Origin of the sequence: Streptomyces sp. NPDC050439, assembly GCF_040655335.1 — a bacterium.
In the GTDB taxonomy this organism is placed as follows: Bacteria; Actinomycetota; Actinomycetes; order Streptomycetales; family Streptomycetaceae; genus Streptomyces.
Genome location: NZ_JBFAJT010000001.1, coordinates 559,890 through 577,937, shown reverse-complemented (window position 1 = coordinate 577,937; position 18,048 = coordinate 559,890). Strand labels below are relative to the sequence as shown.

At 71.6% G+C, this 18,048-nt stretch carries 18 protein-coding genes; 11 read left to right on the top strand and 7 right to left on the bottom strand.

What is annotated here, in order from left to right; genetic code table 11:
- Window positions 1-45 precede the first annotated feature (45 nt).
- From AB0I66_RS02740 to AB0I66_RS02710, 7 genes are all read left to right on the top strand, one after another.
- Complete coding sequence (locus AB0I66_RS02740) at window positions 46-1,467, top strand: 3-hydroxybutyrate oligomer hydrolase family protein (RefSeq protein WP_363206659.1); 1,422 nt, start codon at window positions 46-48, stop codon at window positions 1,465-1,467.
- 234 nt (window positions 1,468-1,701) lie between these two features.
- Window positions 1,702-3,261, top strand: a complete 1,560-nt coding sequence (locus tag AB0I66_RS02735) for an ATP-binding protein (RefSeq protein WP_363206658.1) — start codon at window positions 1,702-1,704, stop codon at window positions 3,259-3,261.
- Window positions 3,258-3,704, top strand: coding sequence for a roadblock/LC7 domain-containing protein (locus AB0I66_RS02730; RefSeq protein WP_363205856.1), 447 nt, complete (start codon window positions 3,258-3,260; stop codon window positions 3,702-3,704). The genes AB0I66_RS02735 and AB0I66_RS02730 overlap by 4 nt, the downstream gene beginning before the upstream one ends.
- On the top strand, window positions 3,701-4,063 hold the full coding sequence (locus AB0I66_RS02725) for a DUF742 domain-containing protein (protein WP_363205855.1): 363 nt from the start codon (window positions 3,701-3,703) through the stop codon (window positions 4,061-4,063). Before AB0I66_RS02730 ends, AB0I66_RS02725 begins: the two co-directional genes overlap by 4 nt.
- On the top strand, window positions 4,041-4,709 hold the full coding sequence (locus tag AB0I66_RS02720) for an ATP/GTP-binding protein (protein WP_363205854.1): 669 nt from the start codon (window positions 4,041-4,043) through the stop codon (window positions 4,707-4,709). The genes AB0I66_RS02725 and AB0I66_RS02720 overlap by 23 nt, the downstream gene beginning before the upstream one ends.
- Window positions 4,706-6,010: a cytochrome P450 gene (locus tag AB0I66_RS02715; protein WP_363205853.1), complete on the top strand. Its 1,305-nt coding sequence runs from the start codon at window positions 4,706-4,708 to the stop codon at window positions 6,008-6,010. Before AB0I66_RS02720 ends, AB0I66_RS02715 begins: the two co-directional genes overlap by 4 nt.
- A 53-nt stretch (window positions 6,011-6,063) precedes the next feature.
- The gene (locus AB0I66_RS02710; protein WP_363205852.1) at window positions 6,064-7,332 is read left to right on the top strand and encodes a cytochrome P450; all 1,269 of its coding nucleotides are present in this window, start codon (window positions 6,064-6,066) and stop codon (window positions 7,330-7,332) included.
- Between the two features lie 26 nt (window positions 7,333-7,358).
- On the opposite strand, the gene AB0I66_RS02705 is transcribed toward AB0I66_RS02710, so the two are convergent.
- On the bottom strand, window positions 7,359-7,754 hold the full coding sequence (locus tag AB0I66_RS02705; protein ID WP_363205851.1) for an SHOCT domain-containing protein: 396 nt from the start codon (window positions 7,752-7,754) through the stop codon (window positions 7,359-7,361).
- Window positions 7,755-7,862: 108 nt separating this feature from the next.
- The gene (locus AB0I66_RS02700; RefSeq protein ID WP_363205850.1) at window positions 7,863-8,414 is read right to left on the bottom strand and encodes a 2'-5' RNA ligase family protein; all 552 of its coding nucleotides are present in this window, start codon (window positions 8,412-8,414) and stop codon (window positions 7,863-7,865) included.
- Window positions 8,415-8,494: 80 nt separating this feature from the next.
- On the opposite strand from AB0I66_RS02700, the gene AB0I66_RS02695 reads away from it, so the two are divergent.
- Together AB0I66_RS02695 and AB0I66_RS02690 are read left to right on the top strand one after the other, a co-directional pair.
- The gene (locus AB0I66_RS02695) at window positions 8,495-8,899 is read left to right on the top strand and encodes a Rid family hydrolase (protein WP_363205849.1); all 405 of its coding nucleotides are present in this window, start codon (window positions 8,495-8,497) and stop codon (window positions 8,897-8,899) included.
- A 20-nt stretch (window positions 8,900-8,919) separates the two neighbouring features.
- The gene (locus tag AB0I66_RS02690; protein WP_363205848.1) at window positions 8,920-9,483 is read left to right on the top strand and encodes an isochorismatase family cysteine hydrolase; all 564 of its coding nucleotides are present in this window, start codon (window positions 8,920-8,922) and stop codon (window positions 9,481-9,483) included.
- Window positions 9,484-9,510: 27 nt separating this feature from the next.
- On the opposite strand, the gene AB0I66_RS02685 is transcribed toward AB0I66_RS02690, so the two are convergent.
- Window positions 9,511-9,831, bottom strand: coding sequence for a cupin (locus AB0I66_RS02685; RefSeq protein WP_363205847.1), 321 nt, complete (start codon window positions 9,829-9,831; stop codon window positions 9,511-9,513).
- Window positions 9,832-10,025: 194 nt separating this feature from the next.
- On the opposite strand from AB0I66_RS02685, the gene AB0I66_RS02680 reads away from it, so the two are divergent.
- Window positions 10,026-11,039, top strand: coding sequence for an endonuclease/exonuclease/phosphatase family protein (locus tag AB0I66_RS02680; RefSeq protein ID WP_363205846.1), 1,014 nt, complete (start codon window positions 10,026-10,028; stop codon window positions 11,037-11,039).
- Window positions 11,040-11,108: 69 nt separating this feature from the next.
- Here AB0I66_RS02680 and AB0I66_RS02675 read toward each other — a convergent pair whose 3' ends face one another.
- The 3 genes from AB0I66_RS02675 to AB0I66_RS02665 all read right to left on the bottom strand — a co-directional run bounded on the left by AB0I66_RS02675 (window position 11,109) and on the right by AB0I66_RS02665 (window position 15,308).
- The gene (locus AB0I66_RS02675; protein ID WP_363205845.1) at window positions 11,109-12,650 is read right to left on the bottom strand and encodes an aldehyde dehydrogenase family protein; all 1,542 of its coding nucleotides are present in this window, start codon (window positions 12,648-12,650) and stop codon (window positions 11,109-11,111) included.
- Between the two features lie 28 nt (window positions 12,651-12,678).
- The gene (locus tag AB0I66_RS02670; RefSeq protein WP_363205844.1) at window positions 12,679-14,085 is read right to left on the bottom strand and encodes a VOC family protein; all 1,407 of its coding nucleotides are present in this window, start codon (window positions 14,083-14,085) and stop codon (window positions 12,679-12,681) included.
- Window positions 14,086-14,177: 92 nt separating this feature from the next.
- Window positions 14,178-15,308 carry an FAD-binding oxidoreductase gene (locus AB0I66_RS02665; protein WP_363206657.1) on the bottom strand — a complete coding sequence of 377 codons (1,131 nt, stop codon included), beginning with the start codon at window positions 15,306-15,308 and terminating at the stop codon, window positions 14,178-14,180.
- Between the two features lie 366 nt (window positions 15,309-15,674).
- On the opposite strand from AB0I66_RS02665, the gene AB0I66_RS02660 reads away from it, so the two are divergent.
- Entirely contained in the window at window positions 15,675-16,589 is a 915-nt protein-coding gene (locus tag AB0I66_RS02660) for a LysR family transcriptional regulator (protein ID WP_363205843.1), read from the top strand.
- Window positions 16,590-16,631: 42 nt separating this feature from the next.
- Here AB0I66_RS02660 and AB0I66_RS02655 read toward each other — a convergent pair whose 3' ends face one another.
- Entirely contained in the window at window positions 16,632-17,798 is a 1,167-nt protein-coding gene (locus AB0I66_RS02655) for an alanine--tRNA ligase-related protein (RefSeq protein ID WP_363206656.1), read from the bottom strand.
- Between the last annotated feature and the right edge of the window lie 250 nt (window positions 17,799-18,048).

Below are 18,048 nucleotides of genomic sequence, written 5' to 3'. Positions count from 1 at the left end.
CGCCCACCGGAGGAACCCGTGCCCGCCGTAGATCCGCCCAGACGCATGCCCCGCAGGCCGCGCATGTTCCGCGGCGCCCTCGCCCTGACGGCGCTGCTCGTCACGCTCGCCGCGGTCCCGGCCGCCGCCGGACAGCCCGAAGCAAGCACGGGCAAAGGCGGCGCCGGGCACTGCACGTCGTCGGCGAAGCTGAAGGTGCCGGGCGCGGAACACCAAAGGGCCTCCTGCCTGGCCGAGTTGACCACCGCGGGCACGGTCTCCTCGGGCCACACCGACCCGGCGGACTACGCGGGACTGACCCCCGCCGGGCTCACGACACCCCGCGGCGTGCCCGGCATCCAGATCGACGGCTACTTCCCCGACAGCTCGGCGACCAACACCAACCACGGCTGGAAGCACGACGCGCAGTTCGTCATCCGCCTCCCCGACCGCTGGAACGGCGGCCTGGTCGTCGCGGGCACCCCCGGGGTCCGTGAGCAGTACGCCAACGACCGGGCGATCGGCGACTGGGTGCTCTCCCGGGGCTACGCCTTCGCCTCGACCGACAAGGGCAACACCGGCGCCGCCTTCCACCGGGACGGGGCCCGGCCGGGCGACGCGATAGCCGAGTGGAACGAGCGTGTCACCCAACTCACCCGCGCGGCGAAGACCGTGGTCAAGCAGCGCTATCACCGGCCCGCCGCCCGCACGCTGGCCACCGGCATGTCGAACGGCGGCTATCTGGTGCGCTGGCAGCTGGAGAACCATCCCGAGCTCTACGACGGGGGAGTGGACTGGGAAGGCACGCTGTGGCGGACCGAGGGGCCGAACCTGCTCGACTTCCTGCCGCACGCGCTGCGCGCCTATCCGACGTACGCGGCAGGTGGTGAGGGAGCGGACAAGGCACATCAGGAGATGCTCGCCGCCGGTTTCCCGGCCGGTTCGGAGTTCCTGTGGTCCTACCACCACCAGGTCTACTGGGACTTGACCCAGCGGATCTACCGCGAGGAGCTCGACCCCGGATACGACGGCGCGACCGAGGCCGGAACTCCCTTCTGCGCACCGGGAACACCGGCGTGCGACGCCGACTACTCCTACGCCTCCCGGCCACGGGAAGTCCGCGAGGCCGTACGGAAGATCGCCCTGACCGGACGCATCGGCAAACCGCTGATCACCGTGCACGGCACCCTCGACGTCCAGTTGCCCATCAGCAAGGACTCGGACGTCTACGCGAAGATGGTGCGCGACGCCGGCCGTGGCGGCCTGTTCCGCTACTACCGCATCGAGGACGGCACGCACGTCGATTCGCTCGTCGACACCTACCCCGACAGACTGCGGCCCCTGGTGCCCTGCCATCGCTCGGCTTTCGAGGCGATGGAGGCCTGGACCGGCCGCGGCACGCAGCCCCCGGCCGGCCGCACCGTCCCGCGCCCGCACACCGCCGACCCGGCGGCTCTGCTCGCCCACTGCCCCCTTGCCACGAGGTAATTCCGGCCACGCCCCGGCAGGAACCCGGGTGCCGGAAGCCCGGCTTCCTCAACGACCAGCCAAAAAACGCCGAGTTGACCTAAGATCGCCTCGCTCCCCATTCGTAAGGGAGTTCGGTGCGTTCGGGGAGGGTTCGTTCGTCGTGGTGAAGGTGTGCAGGATTGCCGGGGCAAGTAGGCCGTGGTGAGCCGACTCAAGCGCGGGTCCGTGGGCCGCGAGGCCGTGGTCTGGCTGATGGCCGTGATCCTCGCGATCGCGGGCGCGGTGCTCGCCGCACTGGACGCCGCGGCCCAGTGGCGGCAGGTTCTGGCCGGCGGCTGCGCCGCCGTCGCGGTGCTGCTGCTGGCCTGGGTCCTCGTGCTCGTCCGGCAGTTGTCCGCCGAGCGGGCCGACCGGGCCCGCCAGGAACGGCTGGCCGCGGCCCGCGAGGCCGAGGTCGCGCACCTCGCCGGTGTGCGGCTCCCGGCGATCGCCGAGCGCGTACGCGCCGGGCAGCGGCTGGAGGGCGTTCCGGGACCGTTGGCGGCGCCGACGGAGACCGGCGAGGAGTTCTCGCGGGCCCTGTCCGCCGTGGCCGTCGCCCTCGGGTCCGACGAGGCGGTGCGCCGCGAGCGCGGCCTGCGCGATTCGGTGCAGGCCGCCTTCGAGTCCGTCGCCCGCACCATGCACGCGATGGCCACCGTGCAGCAGCAGGTCCTCGACCGGGTCGAGCGCTCGATCGACGACCCGCACCTCATGGGCGAGGTGATGAAGGCCGACCACGCGGCGGCGCAGATGACCCGCAAGGCCCAGACGCTCCTCGTGATGTGCGGGATCTGGCCCGCCCGCAGGGAGACACGGCCCGTCTCGCTCTACGACTGCGTACGCGGCGCACAGTCGCGGATCGTGGAGTACAGCCGGATCGAGGTGCACGGCGGCCAGACGCTGTACGCCGTGCCGCCCGCGGTCGAAGGGCTGATGCACGCCATCGCCGAACTCCTGGAGAACGCCACGGTGTTCTCGCCCTCCCGCTCCCAAGTCGTCGTCACCATCCGCGAGGTGGGAGCCGGCGCGGTCCTGGAGATCGACGACGCCGGACTCGGGATGCCCCCGGACGTCCTGCACCGGGCGATGGGCCAGCTCCGCGACGACCAGGACCTGGCACGGCTCGGCGCGGTACCGCGCCTGGGCCTGGCCTGTGTGGGCCGCTGGAGCCGTGAACTCGGCTTCAACGTCGAACTGAGCGGTGCGTCGGCCTACGGCGGCACGCGTGCCGTGACGTTCGTGCCGTTCCGCCTGCTGACCGAACCCCCGTCGCAGCTCACGGGGTCTCACCGCCTCGGCGGCCAGGCGGCGCAGCAGCCCGCCGAGCCCGAGCCCGCCCCGATTCCCGTACGGCAGCCGACGGCCCCCGGCGGACCGCCGGCCGAGTTCGCCGAGGCCCAGCACGCCCGGCACGCCCGGCAAGAGCCGCACGAACAGCACGACCCCGCCGAGCAGGCGGAGTTGCCCGTCCGGAGCGCACCGGCCGCACCTGCCGAGCGCGAGACGCCGGCCGGTCTGCCCAAGCGCCGCAACCGCCGCCAGGCGGCCACGGGCGCTCACCGCCTGCCGGTCCCGGAGCACCACCAGGCACCTCCGGCCCCGCCCGCGACCCCCTGGACACCGGAGGCGGCACGCGCGTCGATCGCCAGCGTGGTGTCCGGATCGCTGCGTGGCCGCGCGGCCCTCGACGCGGACCAGCCGGCGGCGCGTGAGGCGCACCCCCCGACCCAAGCCCCCACCCCTGACGAGCATGACGGAGGCCGGCAGTGACCGGAATCATCACCCCCCTTCCCGACCTGGGCTGGATGCTCCGCCCGCTGATCGAGATCCCCGGGGTCCGGCACAGCGTGGTGGTGTCCGAGGACGGCCTGCGGCTCGGACACGCGTCCGCCGAGAACCTCTCGGGCCCGGTGTCCGAGCTGAGCGTCGCCGAAGCCGAGTCCCTCTCCGCGGCCTGCGCGGCGATGACCATGACGGGCCGCTCCACGACCTCGCTGCTGTTCGGCTCCGGCGCGGGCGTACGGCAGTTGATGCTGGAGTCCGACCATGGGTTCGTGCTGTTCACCCATGCCGGTGTCGGCGCGCACCTGGGGGTCGCCACCGACCTGCAGGCGGATGTCGGCCTGGTGGCCCAGCAGATGCAGCTGCTCGTGGTGAAGATCGGCTCGCACCTGAGCAGCCAGCCGCGGGATCCGGCCACCGCGGCGTCATGACGGACCCCCGGCCGGAGGAGCCGACGGCCTCGGCGATCCGCCCGTACGTGATCACTCGCGGGCGGGCGGCCGCCGACACCGAGGCGCTGGCCTGGGAGTCCCTGGTGATGGCGACGGACGCGGCGTTCCCCGCGTCGCTCCAGCCCGAGCACCAGACCATCCTGGCGCACTGCCAGGGGCTCCTCTCGGTTGCCGAGGTGGCCGCCCACATCGGCCAGCCTCCCTCGGTCGTCCAGGCGTTGCTCTGTGATCTCCTCGAATGGGGGCTCATCGTGACCCGCCCGCCGGTGCCCCCGGCCGAATACACCGATGTGACCATGCTCAGAAAGGTCCTCCATGGTCTCGAAAGCCGCCTCTGACGCGCCGTCCCCCGCGCCCGGAGCCCCGCGACCGCCCGACTCCGCCGGGGCCGCCACCGGGTCCGGGCCCGGGTCCGGGAAGTACCTGACCTCCAGCGTCGCGGGCGCCGCCAAGATCCTGGTCGTCGGACCGCTCGGGGTCGGCAAGACCACTCTGATCGGCACCGTCTCGGAGATCAAACCCCTGTCCACCGAGGCCGTCATGACCCAGGCGGGCGCCCGGGTGGACACCGTCGTGGCCGGCGGCAAGACGACCACGACCGTGGCCCTGGACTTCGGCCGGATGACCATCGACGGGGAGCTGGTGCTCTACCTCTTCGGCACCCCCGGCCAGCAGCGCTTCCTGCCCGCGTGGCGGGACCTGGCCAAGGGCGCGCTCGGCGCGCTGGCCCTGGTGGACACGCGTGACCTGGAGGCGTCCTTCGACGCCCTGGGCAACCTGGAGGACCTCGGACTGCCCTTCGCGGTGGCCGTCAACATCTTCCCCGGCAGCCCTCAGCACAGCGTGGACGACCTGCGCTCCGCCCTCGACCTGCTCCCCGGCACCCCCGTGGTGACCTGCGACGCACGCGATCCCGCGTCCTCGGTCCGGGCGCTGATCGCCCTCGTCAAGCACCTCATCCACCTCGCCACGGAGACCCCATGACCTCGCCCCACGCCGCGGCCGGGCTGCCGCCGACCCGCTGCCCGGTCGCCGGAGCCCCGGCGCCGACGACCGCGCTCTACGGCCCGCACCTCGACGGCGACGCCATGTCCGCCCTGTACGAGCAACTGCGCGGCGCCCACGGGCCGGTGGCGCCCGTGTCCATCGCCCCCGGTGTGGATGCCTGGCTCGTCATCGGCCACCGCGAGCTGCTCCAGCTGACGCGCGACGAGCAGGACTTCTCGCACGACCCGCGCCGCTGGGGCCTGCTGCGGGAAGGCCGGGTGCCCGCCGACTCGCCGATCCTGCCCATGGTCGGCTGGCGTCCCGCCCTGCTGTTCGCCGACGGACAGCAGCACCGCAGGATGCGCGCCGCTGTCTCCGCCGCGCTCGCCGGGATCAACGGCCACGAACTGCGGCGCACCGTACGGGCCGAGGCCGAGCAGGTGATCGTGTCGTTCGCGGAACGCAGCGAGGCCGACCTGGTCGCCGATTACGCCCGCAAGCTGCCGATGCGCGTCATCACCGCACTGCTCGGCGTGGACGACCTGACCGGGCGGCAACTGGTGGAGGCCGTCGCCGGAACGGTCGCCGCCACCAGCGCCTCCGCCGACGCCAGCAAGCGCATGGGCGCGATCCTGCTCCAGCTTATCGAGGAGAAGCGGCGCCGCCGCGGCAACGACATCACATCGGCGCTGCTGCACCACCCGGCCCAGCTCACCGACGAAGAGGTCCTGCACAACCTCGTCGTCATGTTCGTCGCGGGCAATCAGACCACCGTCAACTGGATCGCCACCACCCTGCGCATCCTGCTCTGCGACCCGCAGTTCCGGTCCTCGCTGACCGGCGGCCACCTCAGCGTGGACGACGCACTCGACCTGGTCCTGTGGCGCTTCCCGCCCACCCAGAACTTCCCCGCCCGCTACGCCACCCGCGACATGACCTTCGGCGGACAGTCCATCCGCACCGGCGACATGCTCATCCTCGGCCTGGCCGGCGCCAACGCGGACCCGCAGATCCTGCCGGACGACGGCACCCCCGTCGTGGGCAACCGCTCGCACCTGGCCTTCGGCGCGGGCCCGCACATCTGCCCCGCCCAGGACCCGGCCCGGCTCATCACCCGTACCGCCGTGGACACGATCCGCCACCGGCTGCCCGACCTCGAACTGGCCATCCCGCAGGCCGACCTGGAGTGGATCAAGTCGCCCTGGAGCAAGGGCCTCGCCTCGCTGCCGGTCCGCTTCACCGCCCCGGTCCTTTCGCAGCACCCCGCCCCGTCGCCGGAGCCGCACGCCGTGCTCTGACCGGACACCCCGCAAGCCCCCGCAGCAGCCCGCCCCTGGACCAGGAGAGCCCGTTGAACACGTCACCGGTGAACACCGACGCCGCAGCAAGCCAGCCGCACCGTTTCGACCCCTCCGGCGGCTGCCCGCACGCGGACAACGCCCGGCTGCTCGCACAGGGCGCCGTCGCCCCGGTGGTGCTGCCCGGTGACGTACAGGGCATGGCGGTCCTCGGCCATGACGCGCTCAAGGAATTCCTCGCGCACCCCGACGTCGCCAAGAACGCCGCGCACTTCGCCGCGCTGCAGGCCGGGGAGATACCCGACGGATGGCCGCTGAAGACGTTCGCGACGGTGCAGGGCATGACCACCGCCGACGGCACCGACCACCGCAGGCTGCGCTCCCTGATGGGCAAGGCGTTCACCGCCCGCAGGGTGGCGGAGCTGCAGCCGCGGATCATGGCCCTGACGACCGAGCTGCTCGACAACCTGGAGCGGGCCGCCGCCGAGGGCGACGGCGTGGCGGACCTGCGCAAGCACTTCGCGCTGCCGCTGCCGATGGGCGTCATCTGCGAACTCCTGGGCGTGGACGCCGAATACCACGACCGCCTGCACCACCTGTCGAACCAGATCGTCGCCACCGACATCGGCCCCCAAGAGGCGATGGCGGCCAACAAGGAAATGGTGGAGGTGCTCGGCGCGGTCGCCGCGGCACGCGCCGCGAAGCCGGGCGACGACCTGACCACCGCCCTGATCGCGGCCCGTGAGGAGAACGGCGACCGGCTCAGCCCGCACGAACTCCTCGGCACCCTGATGCTCACGATCATCGCCGGGCACGAGACCACGCTGAACCTGATCACCAACGCCGTACGCGCCCTGTGCACCCACCGCGAGCAGCTCGCCCTCGCCAAGGACGGCAAGGTGAGCTGGGCGGACGTGGTGGAGGAGACCCTGCGCTGGGACAGCCCCGTGAGCTACTTCCCCTTCCGGTACCCGACCCGGGACCTCACCCTCGACGGCACCGTCATCCCCCAGGGCACCCCCGTGCTGGCCGGCTACTCCGCGGCGGGCCGCGACAAGCAGGCGCACGGCCCCGATGCCGACCGCTTCGACATCACCCGCGACAACACCGCCACCCGGCACCTGTCCCTCGGCCACGGCGCGCACTTCTGCATGGGCGCCCCGCTGGCCCGCATGGAGGCCACCATCGCCCTGGAGCAGCTTTTCGGCCGCTTCCCCGACCTCGGCCTGGCCGTGCCGGAGCCCGAACTGCCCCGGCACGCCTCCTTCGTGGGCAACAGCGTGCAGAAGCTTCCCGTGCGCGTGGGAAGCCGGCAGGCGTAGCGCCGGTCAGCCGCTCATCGTGCCGCTCAGGCCAGGACCTTCTGCTTGGCCTTCTCGTACTCCTCGGTGGTGATGTCGCCGTTCTTCCGCAGGTCGGCGAGGCGCGCCAGCTCGTCGACGTGGCCGTCGCCCGGCTCCGGGCCGGCCGCCTTCCGTACGTAGGCGCGGAACGCCTGCTCCTGTTCCTTGGCCTGTGCCACATCGCGCTCGCTCATGCTGCGGCCGCGCGCGATGAGGTACACGAGGACGCCGAGGAACGGGAGGACGAGGACGAAGATGAGCCAGCCCGCCTTCCACCAGCCGCTGAGCGTGTGGTCGCGGAACAGGTCGGTGATCACCTTGAACAGCAGGAAGAACCACATGATCCACAGGAAGAGGTAGAGCATCGTCAGGAACAGATTCAGCAGCGGGTAGTCGTCCATGGCGGGTGCCCCTTTCGCGGAGTCCGCGAGGTCGCGGAATCAATCCCGGTGCTTCAGGCATATCCCTCAAAACGAGCGACCGCATCTCGGGCGGCCAGGGCCCCGCGCTCAGGGGCCGAGGCGGTACACGGCGCGGTCCTGCCAGCGTATGCCGTCGAAGGCGATGAGGTGTACCGCCTGGACGTGAAAGCTCAGCGGCAGCAGAGGCTCCAGTTCGGCCTGCAAGGCGTCGTAGGCGGCGTCCTGGGTCGTGGGGCCCTCGTGGTTGGCGACCGTCAGGTGCGGGGCGAGCGGGGGGTCGAATATCCCCCGGTAGGGCACGGCCTCCGGCCAGCGCCCGGTGAGGTCCTTGGTCAGGGCCGTGACCGGGGCGTGCGGCCATGGGTCGAGGTAGAGCACGCCGGGATAGCGGGCGAATTCGGCGAAGGTCAGGGTGAAGGCGTCGTGCCCGGCGAAGAGAGCGGAGAGATCGCGGCGGGCCGTGGCGTCGAGGCGGCTCTCGTGCACGAAGGGGTAGAGCACCGTCACATGGGCCGGGACCCCCGCCCGGACCAGCGGGTCGGCTTCGGGAACCTTGATCGTGAGGGCGGTGTCACCCGGTGTGTCCGGCCACCCGTCTCCCACGGGCTCCCGCTCGGCACACTCTTCCTCGGCATTCATCACGCGCAATGATCGCACCGGGCGCGCAGGCGACTGCGTTTCGGCGGAATGGTCGGGCCCCGACCGGAGTTCGACCAGACATGACGACAGATCAGCGCACCATCACGAATCCGGACACGCTCCACGACCCGACGCCGTTCGGCTACAGCCACGCCGTGTCGGCGCCCGGCGAACTGGTCTTCATCGGCGGCCAGTACGCCTCCGACGCCACCGGCGCCCCGGTGCCCGGCGACTTCGCCAGGCAGGTGGACCTGGCCTTCGACAGGCTGTCGTCGGCCCTGGAGGGGGTCGGCCTCGGATACGAGCACGTGGTCCGGCTCGGCACGTTCATCGTCGACCACGACCTGGAGAAACTGGAGATCGTGGGCAAGGCTCTGCACGCCCGCTTCGGCGACCGGCTTCCCGCGCAGACGCTGAGCGGGGTGGCCTCGCTCGCGCTGCCGGGAATGCTGTTCGAGGTCGACGCCGTGGCGGCGCGGCCGTGAGAGCGGAAGGGACTTCGAGCGTGGCGAACAACGCCCTCCTCGTGATGGACGTCCAGCGCGAGATCGTGGACCTCGCCGACGACGGCTCCGGATATCTGCCGCGGCTGCGCCGGGCGATCGACGGCGCCCGCGCGGCGGACATCCCCGTGATCTACGTGGCCATCGCGTTACGACCCGGTCCCGCGGGCGTCAGCCCCCGCAACAAGGCGCTCACCGCCGTGGTGCGGGCGGGCCTGCACGCCGAAGGGGAGCCCGGCACCGAGATCCACCCCGACATCGCGCCGCAGCCAGGGGACACCGTGATCACCAAGCGGCGCGGGAGCGCGTTCTCGGGCAGTGACCTGGACCTGGTGCTCAGGGCGCGCGACATCGACCACCTCGTGCTCACCGGCATCGCGACCAGCGGCGTGGTCCTGCACACCGCGTGTCACGCCAACGACCACGACCTCGGGCTCACCGTCCTGTCGGACGCCTGCCTCGACCTGGACCCCGAAGTGCACGAAGTCCTGATCGGCAAGGTCTTCCCGCAGTGGGCGGAGGTCGTCGCCGTAGAGGAGTGGCTCAAGGCCGTGGAGGTGCGGTAGCGCGGCAGCCCCCTGGGAGGCGGCTGCTCAGACCTCCGTGACGGCCGTAAGCACGACGGCCGAGTCGTCCAGCGCGGTCAGGCCGTGGCGCTCGTGCGGGATGGGCGCGAACTCACCCTCGCCCAGTTCGATGGTGTCGCTGCCCGTGGTGAGTCCGACCCGGCCGCGCAGGACGAACAGGGTCGCGGCGGTGGGCGTGTCGTGCTCGCTCAGCTCGGTGCCGGTGGTGAGCACGATCAGGCTCTGCCGCAGTGGACCGTCGTGCAGGAGCAGCTCCGCGCTGCGCCCGTGGGCGGCGGTGCGGGCCTTCTCGAGGTGCTCGCCGACGAGGGCGTAGAGGTCGGCCACTGGAGATCCCTTCGACGGGGCGCGTGCGCACCCGCGGTACGGACATGCGTCCCCCAGTGTTCCCGTTGCCCGCGTGAGCCGCATCTGGCGGCCGGAACCCGATCACCCGATGGTGGCGTCCTACCGGCCATGCGTCGCTCACGGCCGGGGAGCGGGGGAGACAGGGGAGCCGAGTGGAGCGGATGGACAGCGGGGTGGCGCCGCAAACGCGGAGCGCGCGCCCGCGGCGGAGGCCGGGGCGCGGTGACTGGCTGCGGTGGGGAGAGGCCGCGAGCGGCCGGTCGCCCTGGTCGCGCGGCCGGATTCTCGCCGCGCTGGCCGTCCTGACCGCCGCCGTGCTGGTCTTCCACTCCGCGGTGCCCAACACCGTCGGGCGCGTCGGCAGCCTCCTGGAGACGTTCCTGCCGTGGCTCGGCCTGGCCGTTCCCCTGCTGCTGGTCCTGGCCCTGCTGCGCCGCTCCGCCCTCGCGCTGGTGGCCCTGCTGCTTCCCGTGGCCGCATGGGTAATCCTCTTCGGCGGGCGAGCGGCCGCCGGGGGCGGCGGCGCACACGACATCAGGGCCGTCCAGCACAACGTCAGCGACGTGAACGCGGACCCCGCGGGCACCGCGCGCGCCCTGAGCGACGCCGGGCCGGACTTGATCGCCCTGGAGGAGGTCACGCGGGCCGCGCTGCCGGTGTACGAGAAGGAACTGGCGCCGAAGTATCCGCACCGGGCCGTGCGGGGCACGGTCGGACTCTGGTCGAAGCATCCGCTGACGGACGTCAGGGCGGTGGACATCAGGCCCGAGGGCGTCGGGAAGGGCTGGAACCGCGGGGTGCGGGCGACGGCGCGTACGCCGTGGGGCGCTGTCGCGGTGTACGTCGCCCACCTGCCCTCGGTGCGCGTGCAGTGGAACGGCTTCAGTTCCGGGCGCCGGGACGAGAGCGCGGGCCTGCTGGGCGCGGCGCTGGCCGCCGAGAAACTGGAGAAGGTGATCCTGCTGGGCGACCTCAACGGCACGGTGGACGACCGCGGCCTGGACCCGGTCCTACGGCGCCTGGACTCGGCGGGCCGGGACTTCGCCTTCAGCTGGCCGGCCTCCTTCCCCGTCTCCCGGATCGACCACGTCATGACCCGCTCGGCAACCGTCACCCAGGTCGGGACACTGCCCACCACGGGAAGCGACCACCTCCCGGTCACCGCAGGGATCACTTTCGCTCCCTGATCAGGGGTTCCGCCCCCTCCACGAGCCGGAGAACACCTCCCCTTCGTCTGGCTCGCTTGAGGGTCGTGGTCAAAGGAAGCTGACGTTCTGGGCCAGGGACAGGTGGCCGGAGTAGTTGATGGTGTTGGTGGCCGGACGCATGTACGCCCGCCAGGCGTCGGAGCCGGACTCGCGGCCGCCGCCTGTCTCCTTCTCGCCGCCGAACGCGCCGCCGATCTCGGCGCCGGACGTGCCGATGTTGACGTTGGCGATGCCGCAGTCGGAGCCCTCGCTCGACAGGAAGAGCTCGGCCTCCTGCTGGTCGCGGGTGAAGATGCTGGAGGACAGCCCCTGCGGGACGTCGTTGTGCAGCGCGATGGCCTCTTCCAGGGTGTCGTACGTGAGCACGTACAGGATGGGCGCGAAGGTTTCCTGGCGTACGACGTCGCTCTGTTCGTCGACGCGGACGAGGACCGGCTCGGCGTAAGCGCTCAGCGGCGCCGCGTCCGCCAGCCGCCTGTTGCCGCCTGCGAGGATCTTGCCTCCCTGCGCCTGTACACGGGTGAGGGCGTCCCGCATGCCGTCGAGTGCCGCGGGAGAGATGAGCGGGCCGACGAGGGTGCTCTCGTCGAACGGGTCACCGATGGGCAGCTGGGAGTACGCGGCCGTCAGGCGCGCGACGAGGGTGTCGGCGATGTCGCGGTGGACGATGAGACGCCGCAGCGTGGTGCACCGCTGACCCGCCGTACCCGCCGCGGCGAAGACGATGCCCCGTACCGCCAGGTCGAGGTCGGCCGACGGCGTCACCACCGCGGCGTTGTTGCCGCCGAGTTCCAGCAGGCTGCGCCCGAATCGTGCCGCCACGCGCGGGCCGACCTCGCGGCCCATGCGGGTGGACCCGGTGGCGCTGACGAGCGCGACGCGCGGGTCGTCGACGAGTCGCTCGCCCACCGCGCGGTCACCGAGCAGAAGTCGGTGCACATCGGCCGGCGCGCCGGTCTCCTCCGCGGCCCGCGCCAGCAACCGGTCGCAGGCCAGCGAGATCAGCGGGGTCAGCTCGGAGGGCTTCCAGACCACGGTGTCGCCGCAGGCCAACGCCACCGCGGTGTTCCACGACCAGACCGCGGCGGGAAAGTTGAACGCGGAGATCACTCCGACCACGCCCAGTGGATGCCAGGTCTCGGCGAGCCGGTGGCCGGGCCGTTCGGAGGCGATGGTGCGGCCGTAGAGCTGGCGCGAGAGACCGACCGCGAAGTCACAGATGTCGATCATCTCCTGGACCTCGCCCAGCGACTCGGAGCGGATCTTGCCCGCCTCGATCGTGATCAGGTCGGCCAGGTCGCTCTTGTGCTCGCGCAGCAACTCGCCCAGACGCCGCACGAGTTCACCCCGGCGCGGGGCCGGTGTGGTGCGCCAGACGAGAAACGCCTCGCGGGCGGCGGCAACGGCATCCTCCGCATCGGCGGCGGTCGACGCGGTCAGGCCGAAGAGGTCCTCGCCGGTGATGGGCGTACGCGCCTGGAAGTCACCGCCCTCCGGGGCGTCCGGAACGTTCACGCCGACGCGCCGCAGGCTCGCGCGGGCACGGGTACGCAGGTCGTCGGTGGTGGGCAGGGCGGTGGTCCCGGTCATGACGCTCCCTGGGTGAGGGCGGAGGTGGTCAGTGCTGCGTGTCGTGGATGTCGTCGATGTTCAGGCCCAGTTCGCGGCCTGCCTGGGCGATCGAAAGGCTCCGCTGACGCGCGTACAGGGCGTACGGGTCCAGAACCTCGCGGTCGATGGCACCGGACAGCCAGTCGCTGTCGTACACGGCGCCTTGCTGCCCGGTGTTCCGGGAGCCCTCGCCGCTGAGGTTGGACTGGAAGATGCCCGCGGCGGAACGCGGCAGGAAGTCCTCGTAGACGACGGGCTCGGCCCGCACCCAGCCCCGGCTCTCCAACTCGTCGATGGTGGTGGGGGGTTGCGTGCCGTTGCGCGGGCGGTCGGGCGCGGTGTGGTAGGTGAAGTAGGCCAGCCCTTGAGCGGCGAGCTCACGCTCGGTGGCCGGCACGTGGGTGGGCCACAGGGCGTGGGCCACTTCGGAGCGGTCGGCCGCCGGGTGCCGGGCGGTCTCGTCGTCGACCAGCGTGAGCAGGCGGTCGTAGAGCGCGCGGCCCGCCGGGGTGAGGGCGATGCCGCGTGCCTCGACCTCGCCGAACCGCACCCGCAGGGCGCCGCTGATGACGCTGCCGTCGGGCAGGCACAGGGCGCGCGGTTCGGCGAGGGCCCGGAAGGACGTCTGGCGCAGCAGCAGGTCGGGCCCCTTCCAGCCGGGCGGGCCCTGGATCGCGTCGATCATCTCGATTCCGCGACCGGTCATCCGCCGGTACAGCTCGTCGATGTCCAGGACGCGCGGGGTGAGGTGGTTGATGTGGGTGGAGCGGACGCCCCCGATGTCCGCGGCGACCGCCGACACCCGCTCCAGCTCCTCGTACCAGGCCTGATCGATCGGCTCGGCCGACAACTCAAAGGCATGGACGGCGAGATGGAGGAAACGCCCCGCATCCGTCTCGGACAGTTCGCGTTCCGCCTCGGCCCGGTCTGCCAGGGCGAGCAGCTCCGGCGGGAAGAGCTCACGCCCGGCGAGGAAGGTTTCGAGGCGGGAGCGCAGGCCGGCGTCGAAGAAGCGCGGGTCCGCGGTCGTGAGCAGCGAGGTGAAGACGCGGAAGGGATTACGCGCCAGCTCATCGGCGTCCACCGGGCGAAAGGCCGTCGACACGACCGGCACCGAACTCGCCGCCGCCTCCCGCAGGTCGTAGAAACCGACCGGTCGCATGCCGAGGGCGCCGAACACCCGCGCCACGTCACGCAGTTCGGCGGGCGTGCCCACGCGGATGGCGCCGTGCCGCTCCGCGGTGACCCGGCCGATGGAACCGAGGCGTTCGGCGTCGGCGCCCTGCGCCCGCAGAGTGTCCTCGTTCACCTCGCGCGAGACGTCCACGAGCGTGTTGTAGGCCGGGACTTCCCGCCCGTACATCTCCGAGAGCCGCGCGGCGAAGGCGGCCCGCAACTGCCACTGGCTGATCATGGAAGGTCTGCCTTTCGAACTGTCGGGCGCGGGTGTGCGGGTGTGCGGGTCTGTGGGTTCGGGATCGGGTGCGGGTACGAAAGATTCGTGGCTCATACGACATGAGCCTCGGGACGGGGCGCGGACCCGGCCCGGAAACGGTCGGCGCTCATCGGCGCGATGCCGACGCATGGCTCACGACCCAGATGCAGGTCGCGCACGATCTCGCCGACCGCCGGTGCCTGGAGGAAGCCGTGCCCCGAGAACCCGGTGGCGTAAAGGAAGTTGGGGAGTTCGCAGGAGCGCCCGATCAAGGCGTTGTGATCGGGCGTGACTTCGTAGAGGCCCGCCCAGCCGCCGACGGTCGGCATGGTGGCGAGGTCGGGGGCGCGACGGCGTACGACGTCGCGGAACAGGTCTAGCCACTCCGGGGTCCAGGTGGTGTCGAAGCCGTCGGCCTGGCGGGGGTCCGAGAGTCCGAGGAGCAGGCCGTCGTCGCTGTTGTGGAAGTACGCCGACGACGTGAAGTCGATGGTGAAGGGAATGCGCGGAGCTGCCGGTGACAGCCGTTCGGTGAAGGCGAGTTGCCGGCGAACGGGCCGCACCGGCAGGTCCACGCCGACCATGGCGCCGATCTGCTCGGACCACGCGCCCGCCGCGCAGATCACGGTGGAACAGACGACACGGCCGCGATCGGTGTGCACGGCACTGACGCGGTCGCCGCTGATGTCCATGCCGGTGACGCGTGTGTGCGTGGTGAGGCGGACACCCGCGCGGGCAGCCGCCGCGGCGTAACCGTGCACGACCAGGCCGGGGCGGGCGTGTCCGTCGGTGGGGGAGTGCACGGCGGCCACCAGGCCCTCGGTGCTCAGATACGGGCACAGGCGCCGGGCCTCGTCGGCGCCGATCATGCGGCTCGGCACACCCAGGCTGTTCTGGAGCCGCACGCTCTCGGTGAACTCCGTGACGTGTCGCTCGTCGGTGAGCAGGAAGAGATAGCCCACGGTGTCCAGGCGGATGTCCGCGCCGGGCCGGTGCGGGAAGTCCTGGTAGGCGCGCAGACTCCGTCGGCCGAGCTCGATGTTGAGCGGGTCGGAGAAGTGGGCGCGTACGCCGCCGATGGGTTTGCCGGAGCTGCCACAGGCGAGCTCGCCTCGATCGACGACGAGGATGTCCCGCACGCCCGCCTCGGCGAGATGGAAGGCGATGGAGACACCCATCACGCCCCCACCGACGATCACCACGTCGGCGGTCGACGGGAGGGCACGGAAGGCCGGAGTGCTGGAGGAGCGGGGTGCGGAGGACGGGTGCGGGGCGGAGGACGGACGCGGTACGGAGGACGGACGCGGTACGGAGGACGGACGCTGTGAGCGGGACACGTGAGGCCGATCCTTCCCAGAGGCCGGCGCCGGGATGTACTGACGTGATGACGCGTCAATTCCCGTGCGTGGCATGGCCGTCAGTAACGTGCGCGGAAGCTCCTTGACTTACGGGGGTGACTTACGGCGGCGCCGATCAGCCGGCTGACCGCCATCGTGACGCAACCCCACCGTTGACGTCCATGAACAGTTCGTGCTCCTGATCTTTGACGGCCTCTATACGGTCGCCTCATGGACTGGACGAGTTCCCAGCTGCGCTCCCTGGTCGAGCTGACCCGGCGCGGTACCGTCACCGCCGTCGCGCACGCCCTTGGCTACACCCCGGGCGGCGTCTCCCAGCAGATCTCCGCGCTGGAGAGAGCCGCGGGCACGCCGCTGCTGCGCCGGGCGGGCCGCCGGGTGGAGCTGACCGACGCCGGGATCACCCTGGCCCGGCACGCCGAGCGAATCCTGGCCGCGGAGGCCGAAGCCGTCGAGGAGTTGGAGCGCGGCAGCGGCGTGGTCCGCGGCACGCTGCTGGTCGGCCTGTTCGCCACGGCCGCCGCCGAGATCCTGCCGCCGGCCCTGCGCGAGGTGCACGCGGCCCACCCCGAACTCGCCGTGCACAGCCGTGACATGGACGTGGACGAGGTGTACGACGCCGTTGCCTCGGGAGGCGTCGACCTGGCGCTCGGCCTCGACTACCCGGACGTGCCCATCCCGCGCGACTCGGCCCTGCATGTGACCCGGCTCTGCCGCGAGCGCTTCGCCCTCGCGGTGCCCACCGGCTGGCTGGACGGGCGCGAGCGCGCCGCCCTCGCCGACACCCGCGATCTGGCGTGGATTCTGCCGTCGGCCGACAGCTACTACGGCAGAGCGATCCGCACGGCGTGCCGTCGCGCGGGCCTTGAACCGGACGTGCGGCACGAGGTCACCGACACCGCGGCGACCCTGGCGCTGGTCGAGGCGGGCATCGGCGTGAGCACCGTGACCGAGCTGATGCTCGGCCTGCGCGCCTCGCGCTTCGACGTGGTGCGGCTGCGCGAGCGGATCGAGCGGCACATCGTTGTGGTATGCCGCACCTCCGCCGAACGGCGCCCGGCGGTGGCCGCCCTGGTCGAGGTGTTGCGGACGGTGGCCGACCAGCGGCGCGGGCCGCACGCCTAGGACGTGCGGCCCGCACCGTGCGGCCCTGCCGACCGGGCCCCGTCACCCCTCGCGCAAGGACAGGATCAGGTCGCGCGGCAGGCCGTGCGTGTCGTGGAGGTAGTGGAAATCCTCCTCGCCGAGCGGGCCGCGGAACCGGGGCCGGGCCAGTACCTGCCGCCCTCGCTCCAGGAGCCCCCGGAACCGCTGCTCCTCCTCGACCAGAACCCGGTGCACGTCACCCGGGTCCACGTCCTGACGGAAGTGATCGAGGGTGTACACCACCAACTCGCGCGGTAGATCGCCCAGTTGACGTGAGGAGTCGTCCCGCCACAGCACGGTCAGCACACGCCGTACGAGTCGGCGCAGCACGTAGCCGCGGCCGGTGTTGGCGGGGCGCACTCCGTCGCCGATCACCACCATGGCCGAGCGGAGGTGGTCGCAGACCACCCGCAGCGATGTCTCGTCCACCTGCCACAGGCCCGGCACGAGCCGGCGCCAGGGATCGAAGAGGTCGCACTCGAACACCGATGTCTTTCCCTGAAGACGCGAGGCCAGCCGCTCCAGGCCGAGTCCGGTGTCGATGTTGCGCTGGCTGAGCGGCACGAGTGACCCGTCGTCGAGCCGGCGGTGGCGCATCATCACGTGATTCCACATCTCCACCCAGCGGTCGTCGCCCGTCGGCGTGGATTCGGGCGGGGTGTCGCCGGTCCACAGGAAGATCTCCGAGTCGGGACCGCACGGTCCGGTGGGCCCGTTGGACCACCAGTTGTCCTCGACGGTGAGCTCCACCGGAACCCCGCGTTCTTGCCACAGGCCGAGGGAGTCGGTGTCGGGCCCGACCTGGTCGTCGCCGCCGAAGACGGTGGCGTGCAGGAACCGCGGGTCGATGCCGAAGCCATCCGTGAGGAGGTCGTATCCCCAGTCAAGGCTCTGCTGCCCCTCGTAGTCGCCGAGCGACCAGGTGCCGAGCATCTCGAACACGGTCAGATGGGTGGAGTCACCGACCTCGTCCAGGTCCGTGGTCCGCAGACAGCGCTGCACATTGACGAGCCGCCTGCCGAGCGGATGCGGCCGCCCCTCCAGGAAGGGAGTGAGGGGATGCATGCCCGAGGTGGTGAACAACACCGGGTCGCCGGGCGGGGGCATCAGCGTCGAGCCGGTGATCCGGCGGTGGCCGCGCTCCTCGTAGTACTCGACGAATGTACGGACGACGTCCTCGGTGGTCATTTTGCTGATGCTCATGAGTGGCTCCTTCGCGTGCACGGCGGGGAGGCGCCGGACATCGGGTCCGCCACAGGAGCCGAGGCGACAGGGCCACGGAAAGACCACCGGCGGACCGTGTCCGGTCGCCGGTGGAAAAGGGGAATTACGTCAGGCGGCGGCAACCGGCGAGCTGGGCGCTCGCGCGGTCGCGGTGGTGAAGAGGCCAGTGACGTTCATGCGGCCGAGGATAACGCGCACAAATCTCGGAGGCACG